Origin of the sequence: Humibacillus xanthopallidus, assembly GCF_006716675.1 — a bacterium.
In the GTDB taxonomy this organism is placed as follows: domain Bacteria; phylum Actinomycetota; class Actinomycetes; order Actinomycetales; family Dermatophilaceae; genus Humibacillus; species Humibacillus xanthopallidus_B.
The window spans coordinates 51,878-69,686 of sequence record NZ_VFPM01000001.1; the positions used below are offsets into that span (position 1 = coordinate 51,878).

General features: G+C 70.9%; 16 protein-coding genes. 3 read left to right on the forward strand and 13 right to left on the reverse strand.

From position 1 onward, the window contains the following. Positions 1-3 precede the first annotated feature (3 nt). From FBY41_RS00275 to hppD, 5 genes are all read right to left on the reverse strand, one after another. Positions 4-459 (reverse strand): group II truncated hemoglobin, encoded by a 456-nt coding sequence (locus FBY41_RS00275; RefSeq protein ID WP_141841448.1) that lies wholly within the window; start codon positions 457-459, stop codon positions 4-6. 51 nt (positions 460-510) lie between these two features. Beyond that, positions 511-1,365 carry a hypothetical protein gene (locus FBY41_RS00280; RefSeq protein WP_141841449.1) on the reverse strand — a complete coding sequence of 285 codons (855 nt, stop codon included), beginning with the start codon at positions 1,363-1,365 and terminating at the stop codon, positions 511-513. A gap of 147 nt (positions 1,366-1,512) precedes the next feature. Continuing rightward, entirely contained in the window at positions 1,513-2,400 is an 888-nt protein-coding gene (locus tag FBY41_RS00285) for an RDD family protein (RefSeq protein ID WP_141841450.1), read from the reverse strand. Further along, on the reverse strand, positions 2,397-3,629 hold the full coding sequence (locus FBY41_RS00290; RefSeq protein ID WP_141841451.1) for a cation:proton antiporter: 1,233 nt from the start codon (positions 3,627-3,629) through the stop codon (positions 2,397-2,399). Before FBY41_RS00290 ends, FBY41_RS00285 begins: the two co-directional genes overlap by 4 nt. A gap of 151 nt (positions 3,630-3,780) precedes the next feature. Next, positions 3,781-5,025, reverse strand: a complete 1,245-nt coding sequence (gene hppD, locus FBY41_RS00295) for a 4-hydroxyphenylpyruvate dioxygenase (protein WP_141841452.1) — start codon at positions 5,023-5,025, stop codon at positions 3,781-3,783. 108 nt (positions 5,026-5,133) lie between these two features. Here hppD and FBY41_RS00300 point away from each other — a divergent pair, with 108 nt between their 5' ends. Beyond that, the gene (locus FBY41_RS00300) at positions 5,134-5,643 is read left to right on the forward strand and encodes an Lrp/AsnC family transcriptional regulator (RefSeq protein ID WP_141841453.1); all 510 of its coding nucleotides are present in this window, start codon (positions 5,134-5,136) and stop codon (positions 5,641-5,643) included. Between the two features lie 12 nt (positions 5,644-5,655). Beyond that, complete coding sequence (locus FBY41_RS00305; RefSeq protein WP_141841454.1) at positions 5,656-6,966, forward strand: alpha-amylase family glycosyl hydrolase; 1,311 nt, start codon at positions 5,656-5,658, stop codon at positions 6,964-6,966. A 100-nt stretch (positions 6,967-7,066) separates the two neighbouring features. Here the strand turns inward: FBY41_RS00305 and FBY41_RS00310 are convergent, their stop codons facing one another. The 8 genes from FBY41_RS00310 to FBY41_RS00345 form a co-directional block, all read right to left on the reverse strand. Further along, positions 7,067-8,938, reverse strand: coding sequence for a bifunctional metallophosphatase/5'-nucleotidase (locus FBY41_RS00310; protein WP_141841455.1), 1,872 nt, complete (start codon positions 8,936-8,938; stop codon positions 7,067-7,069). A gap of 114 nt (positions 8,939-9,052) precedes the next feature. Next, complete coding sequence (locus FBY41_RS00315; RefSeq protein WP_141841456.1) at positions 9,053-10,813, reverse strand: DEAD/DEAH box helicase; 1,761 nt, start codon at positions 10,811-10,813, stop codon at positions 9,053-9,055. Between the two features lie 128 nt (positions 10,814-10,941). Beyond that, entirely contained in the window at positions 10,942-11,886 is a 945-nt protein-coding gene (locus FBY41_RS00320; RefSeq protein WP_141841457.1) for a zinc metalloprotease, read from the reverse strand. 128 nt (positions 11,887-12,014) lie between these two features. Continuing rightward, a complete protein-coding gene (locus FBY41_RS00325; protein ID WP_141841458.1) occupies positions 12,015-12,350 on the reverse strand; it encodes a DUF3039 domain-containing protein in 336 nt (111 codons plus the stop codon). 43 nt (positions 12,351-12,393) lie between these two features. After that, positions 12,394-13,263 carry a glutamate racemase gene (locus FBY41_RS00330; protein WP_141841459.1) on the reverse strand — a complete coding sequence of 290 codons (870 nt, stop codon included), beginning with the start codon at positions 13,261-13,263 and terminating at the stop codon, positions 12,394-12,396. Then, on the reverse strand, positions 13,263-13,823 hold the full coding sequence (locus FBY41_RS00335; protein WP_141841460.1) for a YqgE/AlgH family protein: 561 nt from the start codon (positions 13,821-13,823) through the stop codon (positions 13,263-13,265). The genes FBY41_RS00330 and FBY41_RS00335 overlap by 1 nt, the downstream gene beginning before the upstream one ends. A 142-nt stretch (positions 13,824-13,965) precedes the next feature. After that, the gene (locus FBY41_RS00340; RefSeq protein ID WP_141841461.1) at positions 13,966-16,407 is read right to left on the reverse strand and encodes a DEAD/DEAH box helicase; all 2,442 of its coding nucleotides are present in this window, start codon (positions 16,405-16,407) and stop codon (positions 13,966-13,968) included. A gap of 287 nt (positions 16,408-16,694) precedes the next feature. Further along, a complete protein-coding gene (locus tag FBY41_RS00345) occupies positions 16,695-17,072 on the reverse strand; it encodes a VanZ family protein (RefSeq protein ID WP_260439472.1) in 378 nt (125 codons plus the stop codon). A 67-nt stretch (positions 17,073-17,139) separates the two neighbouring features. Here FBY41_RS00345 and FBY41_RS00350 point away from each other — a divergent pair, with 67 nt between their 5' ends. Next, entirely contained in the window at positions 17,140-17,766 is a 627-nt protein-coding gene (locus tag FBY41_RS00350) for an SIMPL domain-containing protein (protein WP_141841462.1), read from the forward strand. The last annotated feature ends 43 nt before the right edge of the window (positions 17,767-17,809 follow it).

Sequence of the window (17,809 nt, forward strand, 5' to 3'; positions counted from 1 at the left end):
TCGTCAGCCCACCGGTTCGACGAGCCCGTGCCACGACCACTTCGGGATGCTCAACGCGTCGGGGACGTCGTCCGGTGAGTGGTGGTAGCGGCTCATCGTCGTCGTCGTGGCCCAGGCGAAGTAGTCGTGCAGGGCGCCGCGGAGGGGCTCCTCGGTGAGTCCGACGTCGTCGAGGGCCTCGTCGAAGCAGGCGATGGCCCTGCGGTCCATCTCCTCGTGGGGGCCGTTGCCGCTGTGCATCCGCACGACCTCGGTCTCGTCGCCCATCGTGCGCGAGTAGGTGTCGGGGCCACCGAGCGCCTCACCCCAGTAGGCGGCGAGACGCTCGGAGTGGTCGTCACGGAACCCGTGGCTGAAGGCGTGGCTCACGATCTCGTCGGCAAGGACCCGCTCGTGCCAGGCGTGGGCCAGCCTCAGCATGGCCTCGGAGCCACCAGCTGCGTCATGGAGCGTCTGCATCCATCCACTCTGCCAGTCGCGAATGCGCACGGTCACGGATGGCCCTTGTCGTCACACCCGCTTCAGCCTGAAGGAGTCGGCATCGACTGCGGTCACGTCCTGCTGCGTCCATGAGTCCCTCGCAGTCGCGCGGGTGCTGACGGACACCGCACCCGCGCGGAAGACGTCGAGGCCGCCGGCGTACACGGGGAGGTCCCACGAGTAGCTCCGGCCCGACCAGCAGTCGACGTAGACCCCGGAGGAGCCCTCCACGGTCGTCTTCCTGATGGTCTGGCTCGCCACCGTCGTCACATAGACCATGGCGTCGGACGAGCAGGTCACGGTGCCGCGAAGCACGAGGCCGCCATACGGGTCCAGGTCGGCGGAGGTGTTGACGACGGCCAGCTGCAGCGGTGGCGCAGGCGGCGCGAGGGAGACGTCGATCTGGCCGCGCGCAGCGGCCGTGGTCTCGTCGCAATGCTGCTCGAAGGTGGCCCGGACCGTCGAAGGCAGCCCGTCAGCAGTGAGCGTCAGCTCCTCGATCGTGAAAGTGCCGATCAGGGTGTTGCACCCCCGCCCGTTGCCGCCGAGGTCGAGTCCGGCTCCCACGTCGTTGAAGGGGTAGCGAGTCGCGGAGTACGTCCGCCCGGCAAGAAGCGCCTCTCCATCCGGGGCGTCGAGCTCGATCGTCCACCAGTCACCATTGGCGCCCTCGATGCCGACCCTGACGTGCGAGGCACTGCCTTGCAGATCGATGCGGTCGTTCGGCGCCGTGTACGAGTAGCTCTGGCCCTGGGTGATGTAGTCGCCCGGATCGCCGCTGAAGCTGACGGTGCCCTGCGCTGGCGTGGCGTGCGCCGGCACGGCGACGGCGATCAGGGCGAGCGCAGCGGCCACCAGCGCGGTCGCCAGTCTGGTGCGGATCATGGGGTCCTCCTCGACCGGTCCTTCCGGTGAGGGAACGGTAACGACACCGGTACCCGCTTCGGGGTCTTGTGACGCGACTTTCTGGACGTTTGCTGAAAGAACCGGCCATATCGGGCGAGAGTGCTGTGTCCCGGGCCGGCCCAGACCTCAGCCCTGGCCGCGCGGCTGCTTGCCGACGACGACCTGGGTGCCGCCGACCTTGTCGTGCAGGGCCTGGCGCTTGTCGTCCCAGAGGGGCCACAGGTAGTCGAGCAGGAAGACGATGAAGTAGAGCCCGGAGACCAGCGGCACGATCTGCAGGAGCGAGAGCAGCCGGCGGCGCAAGGCGCTCACGATGTCGAGCGGGCCGGGCCGGTCGACGCGGCGCACGCTGATGCCGACCGCCATCTTGCCGGGGGTCTGGGCGAGCGTCGTCCAGAAGGCGAGGCAGTAGACCGTGACGGTGCCCCACGTGATGAGCCCGACGCGGAACGCCTGCCCCGCGACGTCCTGGGCGATGCTCTGGATCTCGGTCTGGTCCTGGCGCGACGCAGCGTCGATGAGGTTCTCGATGGTCGTGAAGTAGTCGGGGGCGAAGGCTCTCAGCATCAGGTAGGACAGGATCGTGAGGATGACGCCGTCGATGATCCACGCAGCGAGGCGGCGACCCCAGGAGGCGAGCGGGACACCGTCGGCCGTCGTCTTGATCGTCTGCATCCAGGCGGCGCTGGGCGGAGCACCGGGATACTGCGGGGCCTGACCGTACTGACCCTGCTGCCCGTACTGACCCGGCGCCTGCCCCTGCCCGTAGGCCTGCGGTGCCTGCCCCTGCCACCCGCTGCCCTGCGGCATCGGGGTGGTCGACGTCGGCACACCCTGGGTCGCGGCCGCACCGGTCGCGTCGGACGAGGCCGCCTGCGGCGGCTGGCCGCTGCTCTGCGGCAGGGTCGGCGACTTCTTCGGCGCGGTGTGGCTCGTCCACATCACCCCGTCCCAGTAGCGGAGCATCTCGGGGTTGCTCGGGTCGTCGTACCACCCGGAGGGCTGCTGGCTCATGGGTCAACTGTGCCATGAGACGTCGCACCAGCAGCGCCGGGTGGCCCTGCTCGTCCCGCCGTCTGCGAGGCGGCCTCCGCCACCTCCGCCTCCGCTGCCTCCGCCTGCGCCAGCGCGCGGACCCGTCCCGACACGATGGCGGTCGCCGCGACTGTGAGGAGGGCGCCCAGGAGCAGGCTCGGCGCCTCCCCCGGTGCCATCAGGCCGAGCGTGTTGCCCAGGGTCACCGCCGCCACCGGCACCCCGAGCTGGGCCGCGGTGATGAGGGCCGTCGGCCAGGGCTGGCCCGTGACGACCATCACGCCGTGCACGACGAGAGCGGCCGCACCGAGGGCGAGCCCGAGGGTGATGGCGGCAGGATGCGTCCCCAGCTCGCGCAGGTCGAGCGAGGCCCCCAGCCAGACGAAGAAGATGGGGGCGAAGAAGCCCTCGGTGACCGCGAAGAGCTGCTTTGCCACCCGACGCGGCTCCCCGACCGCGGACAGCGCGATGCCCGCTGCGAAGCCCGCCAGCATCACCGAGATCTGGGTCGCGGACGCCACCGCGGCGAGCGCGAAGAGGATGGCGAGCGATGCCCGCAGCTCGACGGCGAGGCTTCGCTCATGCGAGATCTCGCGCACTCGCCGCTCGCGCCCGGACCCGACGAACCACCGCAGGAGGAGCCAGAGCAGGAACGCGCACGCGATGACCGCCAGCGACCCGATGACGGCCCGGCCGGCGTTGGCAGGATCGATGGCGAGCGGGAGCGCGACGATGCACGCGGCATCGGCGATGGCGAGCTGGGGCAGCAGCTGCACCATCATCGGTCCGCGCACAGGGGTGCCGTCGAGGACGGGGAGCACGAGACTGGCCGACGACGAGGCGAGCAGCACGGCATACAGGGCGGCATGGCCGGTGCCGAAGAGGTGCGCCAGCGCCCACCCCACGGGGACCGACAGCACGCCGACGGCCACGGCACGCAGGAGTCCACGCCGCAACCCGGGGCGCAGCGCTCGGTCGCGGACCGGCACGTGGGTGCCGGCGACGAACATCACGAGGGCGAAGCCGACCTCGGCCAGGAAGCTGAAGGTCTGGTTGTCCGGGTCGAGCACCCCGAGGCCGGTCCGGCCGAGCAGGATGCCGACGGCGAGCTCGCCGATGACCACGGGCAGGTGCAGCCAGCGCGGCAGGGACAACAGCGGTCCGATGATGGCCACGAGGCAGATGAGGGCGAGCGTGGCGAATCCCATGGGCCCTCAGTCCGATTCGTGGGAGGCCACGAGCGTGGTCTCCGGGGCGTCGCTCGAGGGACCGTCGTGCATGGCCGCAATCTACGCCGTGCCACCGGACCGCGCAGCGGGTCCGGCCGGTCCCGTGGGCACCGACCGGACCGCGCGTCCGTCAGAGGTTGCCGCGCCGGTCCTGCTCGCGCTCGATCGCCTCGAAGAGGGCCTTGAAGTTGCCCTTGCCGAAGCCGAGCGAGCCGTGGCGCTCGATGAGCTCGAAGAAGACCGTGGGGCGGTCGCCGAGCGGCTTGGTGAAGATCTGGAGCAGGTAGCCGTCCTCGTCGCGGTCGACGAGGATCCTGCGCTTCTGCAGCTCCTCGATCGGCACGCGGACGTTGCCGATGCGCTCGCGCAGCTCGGCGTCCTCGTAGTAGCTGTCGGGGGTGTCGAGGAACTCGACGCCGTTGGCGCGCAGCGCGTCGACGGAGGCGAGGATGTCGTTCGTCGCGACCGCGAGGTGCTGCGCCCCGGCGCCCCGGTAGAAGTCGAGGTACTCGTCGATCTGGCTCTTCTTCTTGGCGATCGCCGGCTCGTTGAGCGGGAACTTCACCCGGTGGTTGCCGTTGGCGACGACCTTGCTCATGAGCGCCGAGTAGTCGGTCGCGATGTCGTCGCCGATGAACTCGGCCATGTTCACGAAACCCATGACGCGGTTGTAGAAGTCGACCCACTCGTCCATGTGGCCGAGCTCGACGTTGCCGACGATGTGGTCGAGCGCCTGGAAGAGGCGCTTCGGCTGGCCCTCGCGCTTCTCGTAGGACGAGCTCGTGGGGACGTAGCCGGGGAGGTAGGGGCCGGCATACGTCTGCCCGTCCACGTGACGCTGCACGAGGGTGTGGCGCGTCTCGCCGTAGGTCGCGATGGCCGCGGTGCGCACCGTGCCGTGCTCGTCGGTGTGGTTCGCCGGCTCCTCGACCACCGTCGCACCGGCGCGACGCGCCTGGGCGATGCAGCGGTCGACGTCGGGCACCTCGAGGGCGATGTCGACGACACCGTCGCCGTGGCGGCGGTGGTGGTCGGCGAGCGAGCTGTCGGGGTCGACGGCGCCCTTGATGACGAAGCGGATCGACCCGCTCTTGAGGACGAAGGCCTTGTGGTCGCGGTTGCCGTTCTCGGGTCCGGAGTAGGCGACGAGCTCCATGCCCCAGGCGCTCTGGTAGTAGTGCGCGCTCTGGGTCGCGTTGCCCGCGACGAAGACGATCGCGTCCCAGCCGGTGACCGGGAAGACGTCGGCGTCCTCGTCGTAGTCGACGAGGCCGACGAGCTGCTTGAGCTGCTCGAGGTCGAGGTTCGCCTCGCGCTCCTGGTCGGTGAGGTCGGCGCGGTGGGCGGGGGCCTGAGACGGCATCGTGTAAGCCATGTCGTGAGAGTGACGGAGCAGCCCGACAGTGGTCAACAGGTGCGCCCCGAGGTGGGCACAGTGCACAAACTGTTGCCCGTATGCCGTCCGGTGCTGGACACTCTGCCCATGACGTCACCGCCCTCACCGCCGTCGCGAGCGGCCGTCGACGCCCTCGACTGCCGCATCCTGCTCCTCCTGCTGCGCGAGCCGGGTGTCGGCGTCCTCGGTGCGTCGCGCCGGCTCGGGGTCGCTCGCGGCACGGTGCAGGCGAGGCTCGACCGGTTGCAGCGCACGGGCGTGCTGCGCTCGATGGCGCCCGACGTCGACCCGGCGGCGCTGGGCTACCCGGTGACGGCCTTCTGCACCCTCGAGATCCGCCAGGGCCGCGGCGGCCACTCCCCCGTCGTCGAGCACCTCGCCGCGATCCCCGAGGTGCTCGAGGCGCACACGATCACCGGGTCGGGTGATGTGCTCATCCGGATCGTCGGCCGAGACAACGCCGATCTGCAGCGCGTCATCGACCAGGTCGTGGACGACGCCCACGTCACCCGCGCGTCGACGGTCATCTCGCTCGCGACCCGCCTCGACCACCGTACGATCCCGCTCGTCGAGCACCTGCTCGACGCCTCGTCCTAGGAGACTGTGCCCGTGACCACGAACCCCTACACGCCCCGGCCGGCAGTCGAGCTCACGCATCCCGAATGGAGCCGTGACGCGACGATCTACCAGATCAACCAACGCAACTTCACGCCCGAGGGCACCTTCCGGGCGGCCGAGGCGCACCTGCCTCGGCTGCGCGACCTCGGTGTCGACATCCTGTGGCTCATGCCGGTGCACCCGATCGGCGAGCTCAACCGCAAGGGCGGCCTCGGCAGCCCGTATGCCGTCAAGGACTACCTCGGCGTCAACCCGGAGTTCGGCACGCTCGACGACCTGCGCCACTTCGTCGCGGCCGCCCACAACCTCGGCTTCCACGTCATCCTCGACTGGGTCGCCAACCACACGGCCTGGGACAACCCGCTCGTCGAGGAGCACCCGGAGTGGTACGCCCGCGACTGGGACGGCAGCTTCCGCCCGACCCCGTGGTGGGACTGGGACGACATCATCGACCTCGACTACGACAACGAGGACCTTCGCCGGTACATGACGGAGGCGATGAAGTACTGGGTGCGCGAGGCGGACGTCGACGGCTACCGCTGCGACGTGGCGGGCTTCGTGCCGCTCGACTTCTGGGAGAACGTGCGCCGCGAGCTCGACGAGATCAAGCCGGTCTTCATGCTCGCCGAGTGGGAGTCGCGCGACCTGCACGTGCGCGCCTTCGACATGTCCTATGCGTGGAGCTGGAACGACACCCTGCACAAGATCGCCCACGGCAAGGCCGATGTCGACGTGCTCAAGGTCTACTACGCGTGGAACGACCGCTTCTACCAGCGCGACGCCTACCGCATGCTCTTCGTCAGCAACCACGACAAGAACGCGTGGGAGGGCACCGAGTACGAGCAGTTCGGCGACGCGCTCGTGCCGGCGATCGTCCTGTCCGTCGTCAGCGAGGGCATGCCCCTCATCTACAACGGCCAGGAGGCGGGCAGCGACCGCCGGCTCGACTTCTTCGAGAAGGACGAGATCGAGTGGCGCGAGGACGAGCAGGGCGAGCTCTACCGCCGGCTACTCGCCCTGCGCAAGGCGCACCCGGCGCTGCGCAACGGCGCTGCGGGTGGGCGGATGTTGCGCGTGCCGAACTCGGCCGAGGCCTCGGTCCTCAGCTTCGTCCGCGCGATCGAGGGCGACCGGGTCTTCGCTGCCTTCAACCTCTCGCCGCAGGAGCAGACCGTGACGCTCGGCAACGGCCCCCAGGCGGGCACGTGGACCGATGCGTTCTCCGGCGAGACCGTCGAGCTGGCCCAGGGCCAGACCTACACGCTGCCGGCATGGGGCCACCAGGTGCTCGTCGGCTCCTGACGCCCGAGCACCCTCCCGGCGGCTCCGCACGCCCGGAGCAGCACGTGGCCCCCTCGACGAGCAGCGTCGAGGGGGCCATCGCACCGCAGGCCGTGTGCCGTCAGGCCGTGATCGTGACCGGGAGGCCGTTGCTCACGAGCTTCCAGTCGGGAACGGCGCTCGAGAACGTCGAGGCGTCGATGACCTTGTTGGCGGTCACCCAGTCGATGATGAGCTGGCGGATCTCGATCTGGCGGTTGTAGACGACCGGCGCGGCCTTGACGTGCGGGAAGTTGCCGCCGCCGGACTGCCGGTAGTTGTTGATCGCGACGACGAACTGCGCCGACAGGTCGATGGGGGCCCCGGCATACGACAGGCCCGTGATGCGGGAGCCGCGTTCCTTGGCGATGTCGATGTCGTAGGTGAGCGCCTTGTCGAGGCCGCCCATGATGTCGTAGTTGTAGTCCGGCGTGCCCCCGGGAGCGAGCGGGGTCACGGCGTTGGTCACCTGCTCCGGCGTGTACGGCCCGGTGCCGCTGCGCTGCTGGAAGTACCACGCCGACTGCTCGAGGTAGTCCTTGACCTGCTGGCCGGTGAGGACGATGCCGATGAGGGTGTTGTCGAAGATGTAGAGACCCGCGACGGCGCGCACCGTGACGTCTCCCTGAGGGATCGCCGCGGCCTTGTTGAACGGTGCGGCGATCGACAGGACCGGGAGGCTCGCCTGCGGCGTGCCTGCGAGCGCCGCCTTGACGGTGACGCCCTGCACGTAGTTGATGAAGTCCATCGCCGCGGTGTCCTCGTAGCGCGACGACGCGGCCGACATCGCCTGCTTCGACGTGCCGATGACGCTGTTGACGTAGGTGAGCACCTTGGCGTGCGACGCGGCGACGGCCCCGCTCACCGCGGGGTCCTCGGGCGCGACGTTGGAGTTGTAGAGCAACGACTCGGAGTGCACGACCTGCCACTGCCCGCGGACCTTCTGCAGGTCGAGCGACATGCGGGTCACCCGCATGCCCCAGTAGAGCGGCTCGGAGAGCAGGACCTTCTTGCCCGTCACCGTGTTGGTCACGTAGCGCTGCGGGATCTCGATGTGGGCGTGGCCGACGAGGATGGCGTCGATGCCGGGCACCTCCTGCGCGAGGATCGCGCTGGCGTTCTCGACGTAGGGCAGCGCGTCGCCCCACGAGGAGGCGCCGTTGTCGCCGGAGTGGCACGCGACGATGACGACGTCGGCGCCGGCCGCCTTGAGGCGCGGCACCATGACCTTGGCCTGCTCGACGATGCCGGGGAAGCGCACCTTGCCCTCGACGTTGGCAGCGTCCCAGATGGCGACGCCCGGCGTGACGAGGCCGAGGATGCCGACCTTGATCGCCTTCGTGTCCGGCAGCTTGACGGTCTTGATGACCCACGGCTTGAAGACCGGGGCGCCGGTGTTCCAGTCGACCGAGTTGGCCGAGAGCAGGGGAAAGTCGAGCTGCTTCTCGAAGGCTCGCAGGGTGTCGAGACCGTAGTTGTACTCGTGGTTGCCGAGAGCGGCGGCGTCGTAGCCGACCTGGTTCATGGCGGCGGCCATCGGGTGGGTCGAGCCCCCGGTGATCGGGTCGATCTTGGCGTAGTAGTACGCGAGCGGGGTGCCCTGGATCGTGTCGCCGGCGTCGATCGTCAGGGTGCGCTCGGCGCCCACCTCGGCGCGGACCGACTTGATGATCGAGGACGCCCGGGCGACGCCGATCGCGTTGGACTTGCTGTCGGCGTACGTCGCGTTCTTGAAGTAGTCCCAGTTGAGGACGTTGCCGTGCAGGTCGGTCGTGCCGAGCACGGTCAGTCGAACGATCTCGCCGTTCGTGCCGGGTCCGGGAGCCGCGGTGGCGGCGGCAGACGGGCCGGCGGCGACGGCCGCCACTCCGGCCCCACCGACGGCTGCCATGGTGAGCAGTTGGCGGCGCGTGGTGGCGGATGCGAGGAAGTCTGGGGTCTTGTCGGTGCTCATCTCGTCCTTCAGGAGGTCGGGTCTGTCCCGTCTGGTGGGGGAACAGGCCGACCCTAGCGCCGCGGGTCGGGCGAGCGGGGCCCCGGACCCCACGCGATCGTGAACGGCAGACGGCTAACGCCGGCCGACGAGCCAGAGGCGGATCTTCTCGATCCGCTCGGTGACCTGCTCTGACGAGGCAGCAGCGAGGTCGGGGCCCCCGCATACCCGGCGCAGGTCCATGTGGACGTTGGCGTGCGGCAGGCCCTTCTGCCTGGCATAGGCCGAGACGAGCGTGTTGAGCTCCTTGCGCTGGGCGGCGAGCGCCCGGTGCGCGGCCACCGGCATCGCGGCCTCGGCGCCCTTGGGTGCCTTCTTGACCTGCCGGCTCTGCCGCTCGCGCAGCAGCGCCGAGACCTGGTCGGGCTCGAGGAGACCCGGCAGGCCGAGGTACTCCTCCTCGTCCTCCGACCCGACCTGCGCGTGCATGCCCCACTGCTGCTTGTCGAAGAGCACGTGGTCGAAGTGCGCGTCCGACTCGAGCGCCTCGAAGGCACCCTCGTCGAGGGCCCCGCTCGCCTTCTCGGCGCGGTTCGCCTCGTCGATGAGCTCCTGCTCCTGGGCCCACAGCTCCCCGATGCCGTCGTCCTCACGCTTGCGGTCGAGCACGTGGTCGCGCTGCTCCTCGAGGCGCGACGCGTGGTCGAGCACGACCGGCACCGAGGGGAGGAAGACGGAGGCCGTCTCGCCGCGCCTGCGGGCCCGCACGAAGCGGCCGACCGCCTGCGCGAAGAAGAGCGGCGTCGACGTGGAGGTCGCATAGACCCCGACGGCGAGGCGCGGCACGTCGACCCCCTCCGACACCATCCGGACGGCCACCATCCACCGCTCGTCGCTCGCGCCGAAGTCCTCGATGCGCTTGCTCGCGCCGAGGTCGTCGGAGAGGACGACCGTGGGGGCCTCGCCGGTCAGCTGACGCAGGATGGCGGCATACGCCCTCGCCTGGGTCTGGTTGGAGGCGATGACGAGGCCGCCGGCGTCGGCGACGTGGCGGCGCACCTCGGTGAGCCGCCGGTCGGCGGCGGTGAGCACGGCGGGGATCCACTCCCCCTTGGGGTCGAGGGCGGTGCGCCACGCGTGCGCGACGAAGTCACGGGTCATCGGCTCGCCGAGGCGGGCCTCGAGCTCGTCGCCCGCCTTGGTGCGCCAGCGCATGCTGCCGCCGTAGGCCATGAAGAGCACGGGTCGCACGACACCGTCGCGCAGCGCCTCCGCGTAGCCGTACGTGTAGTCGCTCGCGCTGACGAGGGCGCCCTCGGCGTCGAGCTCGTAGGTGACGAAGGGGATCGGCGAGGTGTCGGACCGGAAGGGCGTGCCGGTCAGCGACAGGCGCCGCTCGGCGGGCTCGAAGGCCTCCCGTATGCCGTCGCCCCAGCTCTTCGCGTCGCCGCCGTGGTGCACCTCGTCGAGGATGACGAGCGTGCGTCGGCTCGTCGTGAGCTCGCGGTGCAGCGCCGGACGCGAGGCCACCTGGGCGTAGGTCACGGCCACGCCGTGGTAGTCCTCGCTGTGCCTGCCCACGCTGTTGCTGAACTTCGGGTCGAGGCTGATGCCGACCCGGGCGGCCGCGTCGGCCCACTGCGTCTTGAGGTGCTCGGTGGGCGCGACGACGGTGACGCGCTGGACGATGCCGGCGCTCAGCAGCTCGGTCGCGACCCGCAGGGCATAGGTCGTCTTCCCCGCGCCCGGCGTCGCGACGGCGAGGAAGTCGCGCGGCGAGGTGGCGAGGTAGCGGTCGAGGGCCTCCTGCTGCCACGCCCGCAGCTTGCTGGCGGTGCCCCAGGCCGCCCGCTCCGGGAAGGCGGGTGAAAGGTGGAATGCAGCCCCTGAACTCATAGACCGCCCACCGTAGCCGGTCCCCCCGGCCGACATGCCGAGGCCCCGCCGGGTTGGCGGGGCCTCGGGCCGGATGGTATGCGGCTCAGCGGGTTTCGCTCAGCGGCCGCAGTGAGCGGATGGCTGCGTCAGGCGCGGTAGGCCGTCCACTGCGCCTGCATGCGCGAGACCTGCCCGGCGGTGAAGGTGTTCATGCAGCTGTCGTAGGTGTAGTCCATGAAGTTCTTGATCGGGTCGAGGCCCGGGCTCGAGCACGTGTCACGACCGGTCGGGCACTGATAGGCCGGGCTCGCCTCGGCCGGGGTGTCGCTCACGTAGTCGCCCGAGCCGGTGCAGCCGCCCTGGAAGGTGTGGTAGAGCCCGAGCCAGTGGCCCACCTCGTGCGTCGCCGTGTCGCCCTCGTTGTAGTTCGTGGCGGTGCCACCCGGCAGCGACTCGTTGAGCAGGACGACGCCGTCCTGGTTGGTGATCTTCGACTTCGGGAAGGTCGCCCAGCCGAGGAGGCCCTGGCCGATGTTGGCGGCGTAGAGGTTGAGGTCGGCCTTCGTGCCCTGGTAGAGCGAGGACTTCATGTCCCTCTCGGCGCGGCTGCCGGGGGTCACGGTGTACCACGACGCATTGTTCGTCACGGTGGTACCGGCGAGCACGAAGCTGAAGCCCGAGCCGGCGTAGGCGGCGTTGAGCACGTCGATCTGCTTGGTGATCTTCGTCGTGCTGATCGCGCCGGCGCTGCCGCTCGTGATCGTGTGGAAGTAGACCTTGATCGTCGCGCTGACGAGGGCCGCGGAGCCGGCGCCCGGCTTGGCGAGCTTGCCCGAGGAGTCACGCGTCAGGCCCTTGGCCGCGAGGGCGCGGGTGAGGTCGGCCTCGCTCGCCTTGACCTCTGCGGCGGTGAGGTGGTTCGTGTCCTTCGCGCCGTGCATCGCCCGCGCGTCGGACGCCCCGACGTCGTGCGGGTCGAGGCAGGCGGCTGGCGCCGCCCCGTCGGCGACGGGAGAGGCGAAGGCGGGCGCGCCGAGGCTCGCCGCCACGAGGGCGAGCGGCGCCGCGAGGGCGAGGGAGCGAAGCTTCATGGGTGAACCTCTTTCGTCCGTCCCGTGCCGGTCTGGCACGTTCTGCACGGACTCTAAGAGGCGCGGGCCGTCGTTTCGCGCGAGCGCGGGTAAAGACTGCGTAAGAAATGCGGCCCGACCGGGCCGGCTCAGGACCCGCCCGAGCCGCCGTGGTCGCCGTCGCCGCCGTCCTGCGGGTCACGCAGGCCGTCGTAGATCTCCTTGCAGATCGGGCAGACGGGGAACTTCTGCGGGTCGCGTCCCGGCACCCAGATCTTGCCGCACAGGGCGACAACGGGCTCCCCCGACAGCGCGCTCTCGAGGATCTTCTCCTTGCGCACGTAGTGCGAGAAGCGCTCGTGGTCGCCGGGCTCCTGGAGCTCCTCGCGGACCTCCTCGCGCTCGATCGTCGCCGTGCTCGTGCCGCGCAACGGCTGGGGCTCGAACGGGTCGGACTCGAACGGGTCGGGGGGCATCGTGCTCATCCGGCGATTCTAGCCGCGGCCCGACCAGCCGGAACGAACGCCGCTAGCGAGGCGCCAGCGGCAGCCGGGCCGGCAGGGTCCGGGGGCTCGACCCGGCGGCGCCGGCGTCGAGGAGACGGGCGCCTGCCGCGTAGGCGCGCCACGCCTGAGGCGCACCGCCGGGCCGGCCGCTCTGCAGGACCTCCTCGATGCCCGTCGGGGGTGCGGTGGGATCGGGCTCGAGGCCGATCCTGCGCAGGGTCTGGCGGGCGACCGCCACCGGCGAGTCGAAGACGGTGACGTCGCCGAGGGCCGCGACGATGCGCTCGGCGACGAGTCCGTAGTGGGTGCAGCCGAGCACGAGAGCCCGCACTCCCGCGGGAGTCTGCGAGACGGCATACGCGATGCACGCGTCGACCGCGTCGACATCAGCTGACTCGATGGCCTCCGCAAGCCCCAGCGCGGCGACGGGGTGGGTCTCGATGTCGGCGGCGAAGGCGTCGACGAGCCCACGGAGGTAGTCGCTCGACGTCGTCGCGGCCGTCGACCACACGGCGACGGGGCCTCCGGTGGCGGCGGCGGGACGGATCGCCGGCACGGTGCCGATGACCGGGATGCCGGGCTCGAGCTCGGCGCGCAGCGCGTCGAGGCCGTGGATCGAGGCGGTGTTGCAGGCGACGACGACGGCGTCGGGCTCGTGGGGCAGCGTCGCGCGCACCGACTCGAGGATGAGGCGCTCGACGTCGTCCGGCGTGCGCGGGCCGTAGGGCATGTTGTCGGGGTCGAGCGACAGCACGAGACCGAGGTCGGGGCGCAACGCGTGCAGGGCGTCGGCGTAGCCGAGGAGCCCGAGACCGCTGTCCACCAAGGCAACTCGCCTCGTGGTGGCAGCGGACCGGGCTCGGCCCTGCGGGTCGGTGTCGGTCACCGGCATCAGTTCATCGTCGGGTCGTCGGGGAAGTTCGCGACATAGGCCAGGCTGTCTCGCTGGCGGCGCAGGACGGTGCGCCACAGGCCGTCGGGGTCGGCCGTGAAGGGGTCTCGGCCCTCGGCGTCGACGACGTACCAGTCGCCGCGGAGGATCTCTCCCTCGAGCTGACCCGCCTCCCAGCCGGAGTAGCCCGCGAAGATCCGCATGCCCGCGAGCTCGGCCGCGACGACCGGCGTCGGCACGTCGAGGTCGACGAGACCGAGCGAGCCGAAGAGGCGTCGGACCCCCAGCGGCTCCGGCACGTCGCCGGGCACCGTCACGAGGCCGAGCGCCGACGACGTCGAGACGGGGCCGCCCTGGAAGAGGACGTGCGGCGCGGTGACCACGCGCTGCCAGCCCGGGAGCACCGAGTCGACCTCAGCGGTCAGCGGCTTGTTGAGCACGACGCCCTGGGCCCCGGCCTCGTCGTGATGGAGCATGAGGATCACGGACCGGTGGAACACCTCACCCTCGACCGAGGGTGTCGCCACGAGAAGGCGGCCGGTGTGGAAGGTGGAGCTCACCCTCCAAGCCTTCCACACCGCTCGCGCGTCTCGGTCGGGTCGGTGCACTCCGTGACCCGTCCGTGCCGTCCCGACACGCGACGGATCGCTCTCTCGGTCACCGGGGCGATCGAGAGAGCGATCCGTCGGGTCGGGCTGTCGATCAGTACCGGGCGCCGCGGCGCTCGGGGCGGTCGTCGGAACCCCAGCGGGTCACGAGGCCGTCGCCGCGGTCGCCGCGACGACCACGACGGTCGTCGCCGCCACGGCGCTGGTCGTCACGGCCACCGGAGTGGTGCGGGCGGTGACCGCCACGCGCGCCGGAGCCCTGGCGCGGACCACGTGAGCCGGCCGGCCCCCGACGGTGCGCCTGGGGACCCGCGATGAGTCGCTGGAAGTCGCTCTCGTCGATCGGCACACCCGAGGGCGTCATCGCGCCGGTCGCCGCGATGACCGCGTCACCGGGCGAGGCCTTGACGGGAGCGATGTCGAGACCGGCGTCCTTCAGCTGGCGCTCCATCGTCTTGCGCTGGTGCGGCAGCGCGAGCGTGACGACGGTGCCCCTGTCACCGGCGCGGGCGGTACGGCCCGAGCGGTGGAGGTAGTCCTTGTGGTCGGCCGGCGGGTCGACCTGCAGGACGACGGACACGTCGTCGACGTGGATGCCGCGCGCCGCGACGTCGGTGGCGACGAGCACCGGGAGGGTGCCGTCACGGAAGGCGCCGAGGACGCGGTTGCGCTGGCCCTGGTTGAGGCCACCGTGCAGCGCCGCAGCCATGACGCCCTGCTCGCGCAGCTGGAGCGCGATGCGGTCGGCGCCGAGCTTGGTCCGGCAGAACACCACGGTGCGGCCCTCGCGGTTGGCGACCTCCGCCGTGATGACCTTCTTGTGCTGCGGGTCGATGAGGAGCACGTGGTGCTCCATCGTGTCGACAGAGGCCGTCGCGTCGTTGGTCGAGTGGGTCACCGGGTCGGTGAGGTACTTCGCGACGAGGTCGTCGATGCCACGGTCGAGCGTCGCCGAGAAGAGCAGGCGCTGGCCGTCGGCCGGGATCTTGTCGAGGCTCGTCGTGATCTCGGCCATGAAGCCCATCTCGGCCATGTGGTCGGCCTCGTCGAGCACGGTGATGGCGATGTCGTCCATCTCGACCGCACCCCGCTCGAGCAGGTCGTTGAGGCGGCCCGGCGTCGCGATGAGGATGTCGACGCCCTTGTTGAGGGCGTTGATCTGCGTCGTGTAGCTGAGGCCGCCGGCCACGAGCTTGTGACGCAGCCCGACGACGTGCACGAGCGGCTCCAGTGCGTCGGAGATCTGCATCGCGAGCTCACGGGTCGGCGTGAGGATCAGGGCGTGCGGCTTGCGGGGGCGGCGCGGCAGCTCCGCCTCGAGCAGGCGGGCGATGAGCGGCAGGCCGAAGGCGAGCGTCTTGCCCGAGCCGGTCTGGCCGCGGCCGAGCACGTCGCGACCCGCGAGCGCGTCGGGGATCGTCGCGGTCTGGATCGGGAAGGGCGTCGCGATGCCCTCGCGGGCGAGGCGCTCGACGACGCGCTCGGGCAGTCCGAGGGCGGCGAAGCCGTTGTCGGCGGCCACGTCGACCGGGCCTTCGCTCACGTCGGCGCGGGTTGACTTGGTCCAGGTGTCGGCGTCCATGCGCTCGGCCTCGGCATCGTCGAAGGTCGCGGGCGCACGGTCGGCGTCGCGGTCGAAACGGGGGCGGTCGAACGAGCGGCGCTCGTCGCGACGCTGGTAGCCACCGGTCCCACGGTCATTGCGGTCGCTGCGCGCACCGCGGTCGTATGCCGGCCGGTCGTCACGACGCTGATAGCCGCCGGTGCCCCGGTCGTCACGGTTGAACGACGGACGGTCGTCGCGACGCTGGTAGCCACCCGTGGCGCGGTCGTCCCGGTTGTAGGACGGACGGTCATCGCGACGCTGGTAGCCACCGGTCCCGCGGTCGTCACGGTTGAACGACGGACGGTCGTCACGACGCTGGTAGCCGCCGGTCCCACGGTCGTTGCGGTCGCTGCGCGCACCGCGGTCGTATGCCGGCCGGTCGTCACGACGCTGGTAGCCGCCGGTGCCCCGGTCGTCACGGTTGTAGGACGGACGGTCATCGCGACGCTGGTAGCCACCAGTCGCGCGGTCGTCACGGTTGAACGACGGACGGTCGTCGCGACGCTGGTAGCCACCGGTCCCGCGGTCGTCACGGTTGAACGACGGACGGTCGTCACGACGCTGGTAGCCACCGGTCCCGCGGTCGTCACGGCTGTACGACGGACGGTCGTCACGACGCTGGTAGCCGCCGGTGCCGCGGTCGTCACGGCTGTACGACGGACGGTCGTCACGACGCTGGTAGCCACCAGTGCCGCGGTCGTCACGGTTCGAGGGGCGCCGGTCGGACGAGCGGTGCTCGTCGCGGGGCGCGCGCCACTCGCGGCCACCGACGTGGCTCGTGCCGGTCGAGGCCGGACGTGACGGAGAGCCGGCGTACGACGACGGGCCCTGGCCGCGGTGCGGCTTCTTGGCGGAGGCCTTGGCGGCCTTCTTCTCGGTGGACCAGCGGGCCTTCTTGGGCGCGCCGGCGGATGACTTGCTGTTGGACATGCGTATTCAACTCTCTTGACTCGAGCAGACTTCGCCTCGAGCCGTGAGTGACAACCACGACCATGCAGACGAGCCTCAGGCGCATCGTGTGCGCCCCATGTGTACCGGTTCCCGGCATCTGTGCCGTCCGGTGATCGGATCCGCTCCGTGTCGGTGACGGGTCGCGCCCGGTGGCGCGAACTTTCCCGTGGGGTGTCACCTCGTCGGAATGAGCCTGCACGTCGGGCATCCCCGCGGCAGCTCTTCCCTCGTGATCCGAGGAGACCTCGGAGTCGGACCCCGAAAGTCTACCAGCGACGCGGCCGGGCCCTGACCACGAGCGCCGCGGCGCCGAGCGCGACCCCCACGAGATCGAGCGCCGCGTCCCACACGTCACCGGTCCGGCCGGGAAGCACATAGTGCTGCACGAGCTCGCTCAGGGGGGCGTGGACGGCGAAGATGACGACGGCGGCGCGCACCGAGCCCAGAGCCCGCCCGACGGCATACGTCGGCACGGCGAAGACGAGCAGGTGGACGACCTTGTCGGTCCAGCTCACCGGCCCCTCGACGGTGACGTCGGGCCCGTAGAGCGCGAGCAGCTGTGCGACCACGGCGACCACGGCGAAGGCGACCGCGCCGCGGCTCACGCGCCGCGCCCCTGTCGCGCTTTCGGTGGGGGTCGTCATGGCACCGCAGTCTAGGTAGGTTTCGAGAACGTCCCCGCTGCCGGGGCCGCGAGCCAGGAGGATCTGCATGGGCAAGCGCACCGTCACCGTGACCGGCACCGGTCACGCCGCCGTCACCCCGGACGTCGTCCGGCTCGACCTGCGGGTGGGCCACGACGCACCCGACGTGGCCGCGGCGCTGGCGGGCGCATCCGCGGGCATCACCGCCGTCGGCACCGTCGTGCGGGAGCAGGGCGTCGCTGACGCCGACATCCGCACGCGCGACGCGGGCGTCAACCAACGGTGGGACAACACCGGTGTCGCCGTGGGCTTCACGGCGCAGCAGAGCCTCGCCGTGACGGTGCGTGAGCTCGCCGCCGTCGGGCGCATCCTCGAGTCCGCAGCGGCCGCCGTCGGCAACGCCCTGCTCGTCGACCAGGTGCGCCTCGACGTCGCCGACCGCTCAGCCGGGCTCCGTGAGGCGCGCGACGGCGCCTTTGCGGACGCCAAGGCCAAGGCGGAGCAGTATGCCGCCCTCTCCGACGCGCGGCTCGGCGTCGTGCTCGGGGTGGCCGAGGGCGGCGCCGCACCGGTGGGTGGCGGGTTCAAGCTCGCGGCCATGGCCCGCGACATGGCGGGGGGCATGCCGGTCGAGGGCGGCGACCTCGAGATCACGACGAGCGTCACGGTGACCTGGGAACTGGGGCGCCCCTGAGCACCTTGCCAGGGCACGACTCGCGAGGAATACCCCCCGTGGG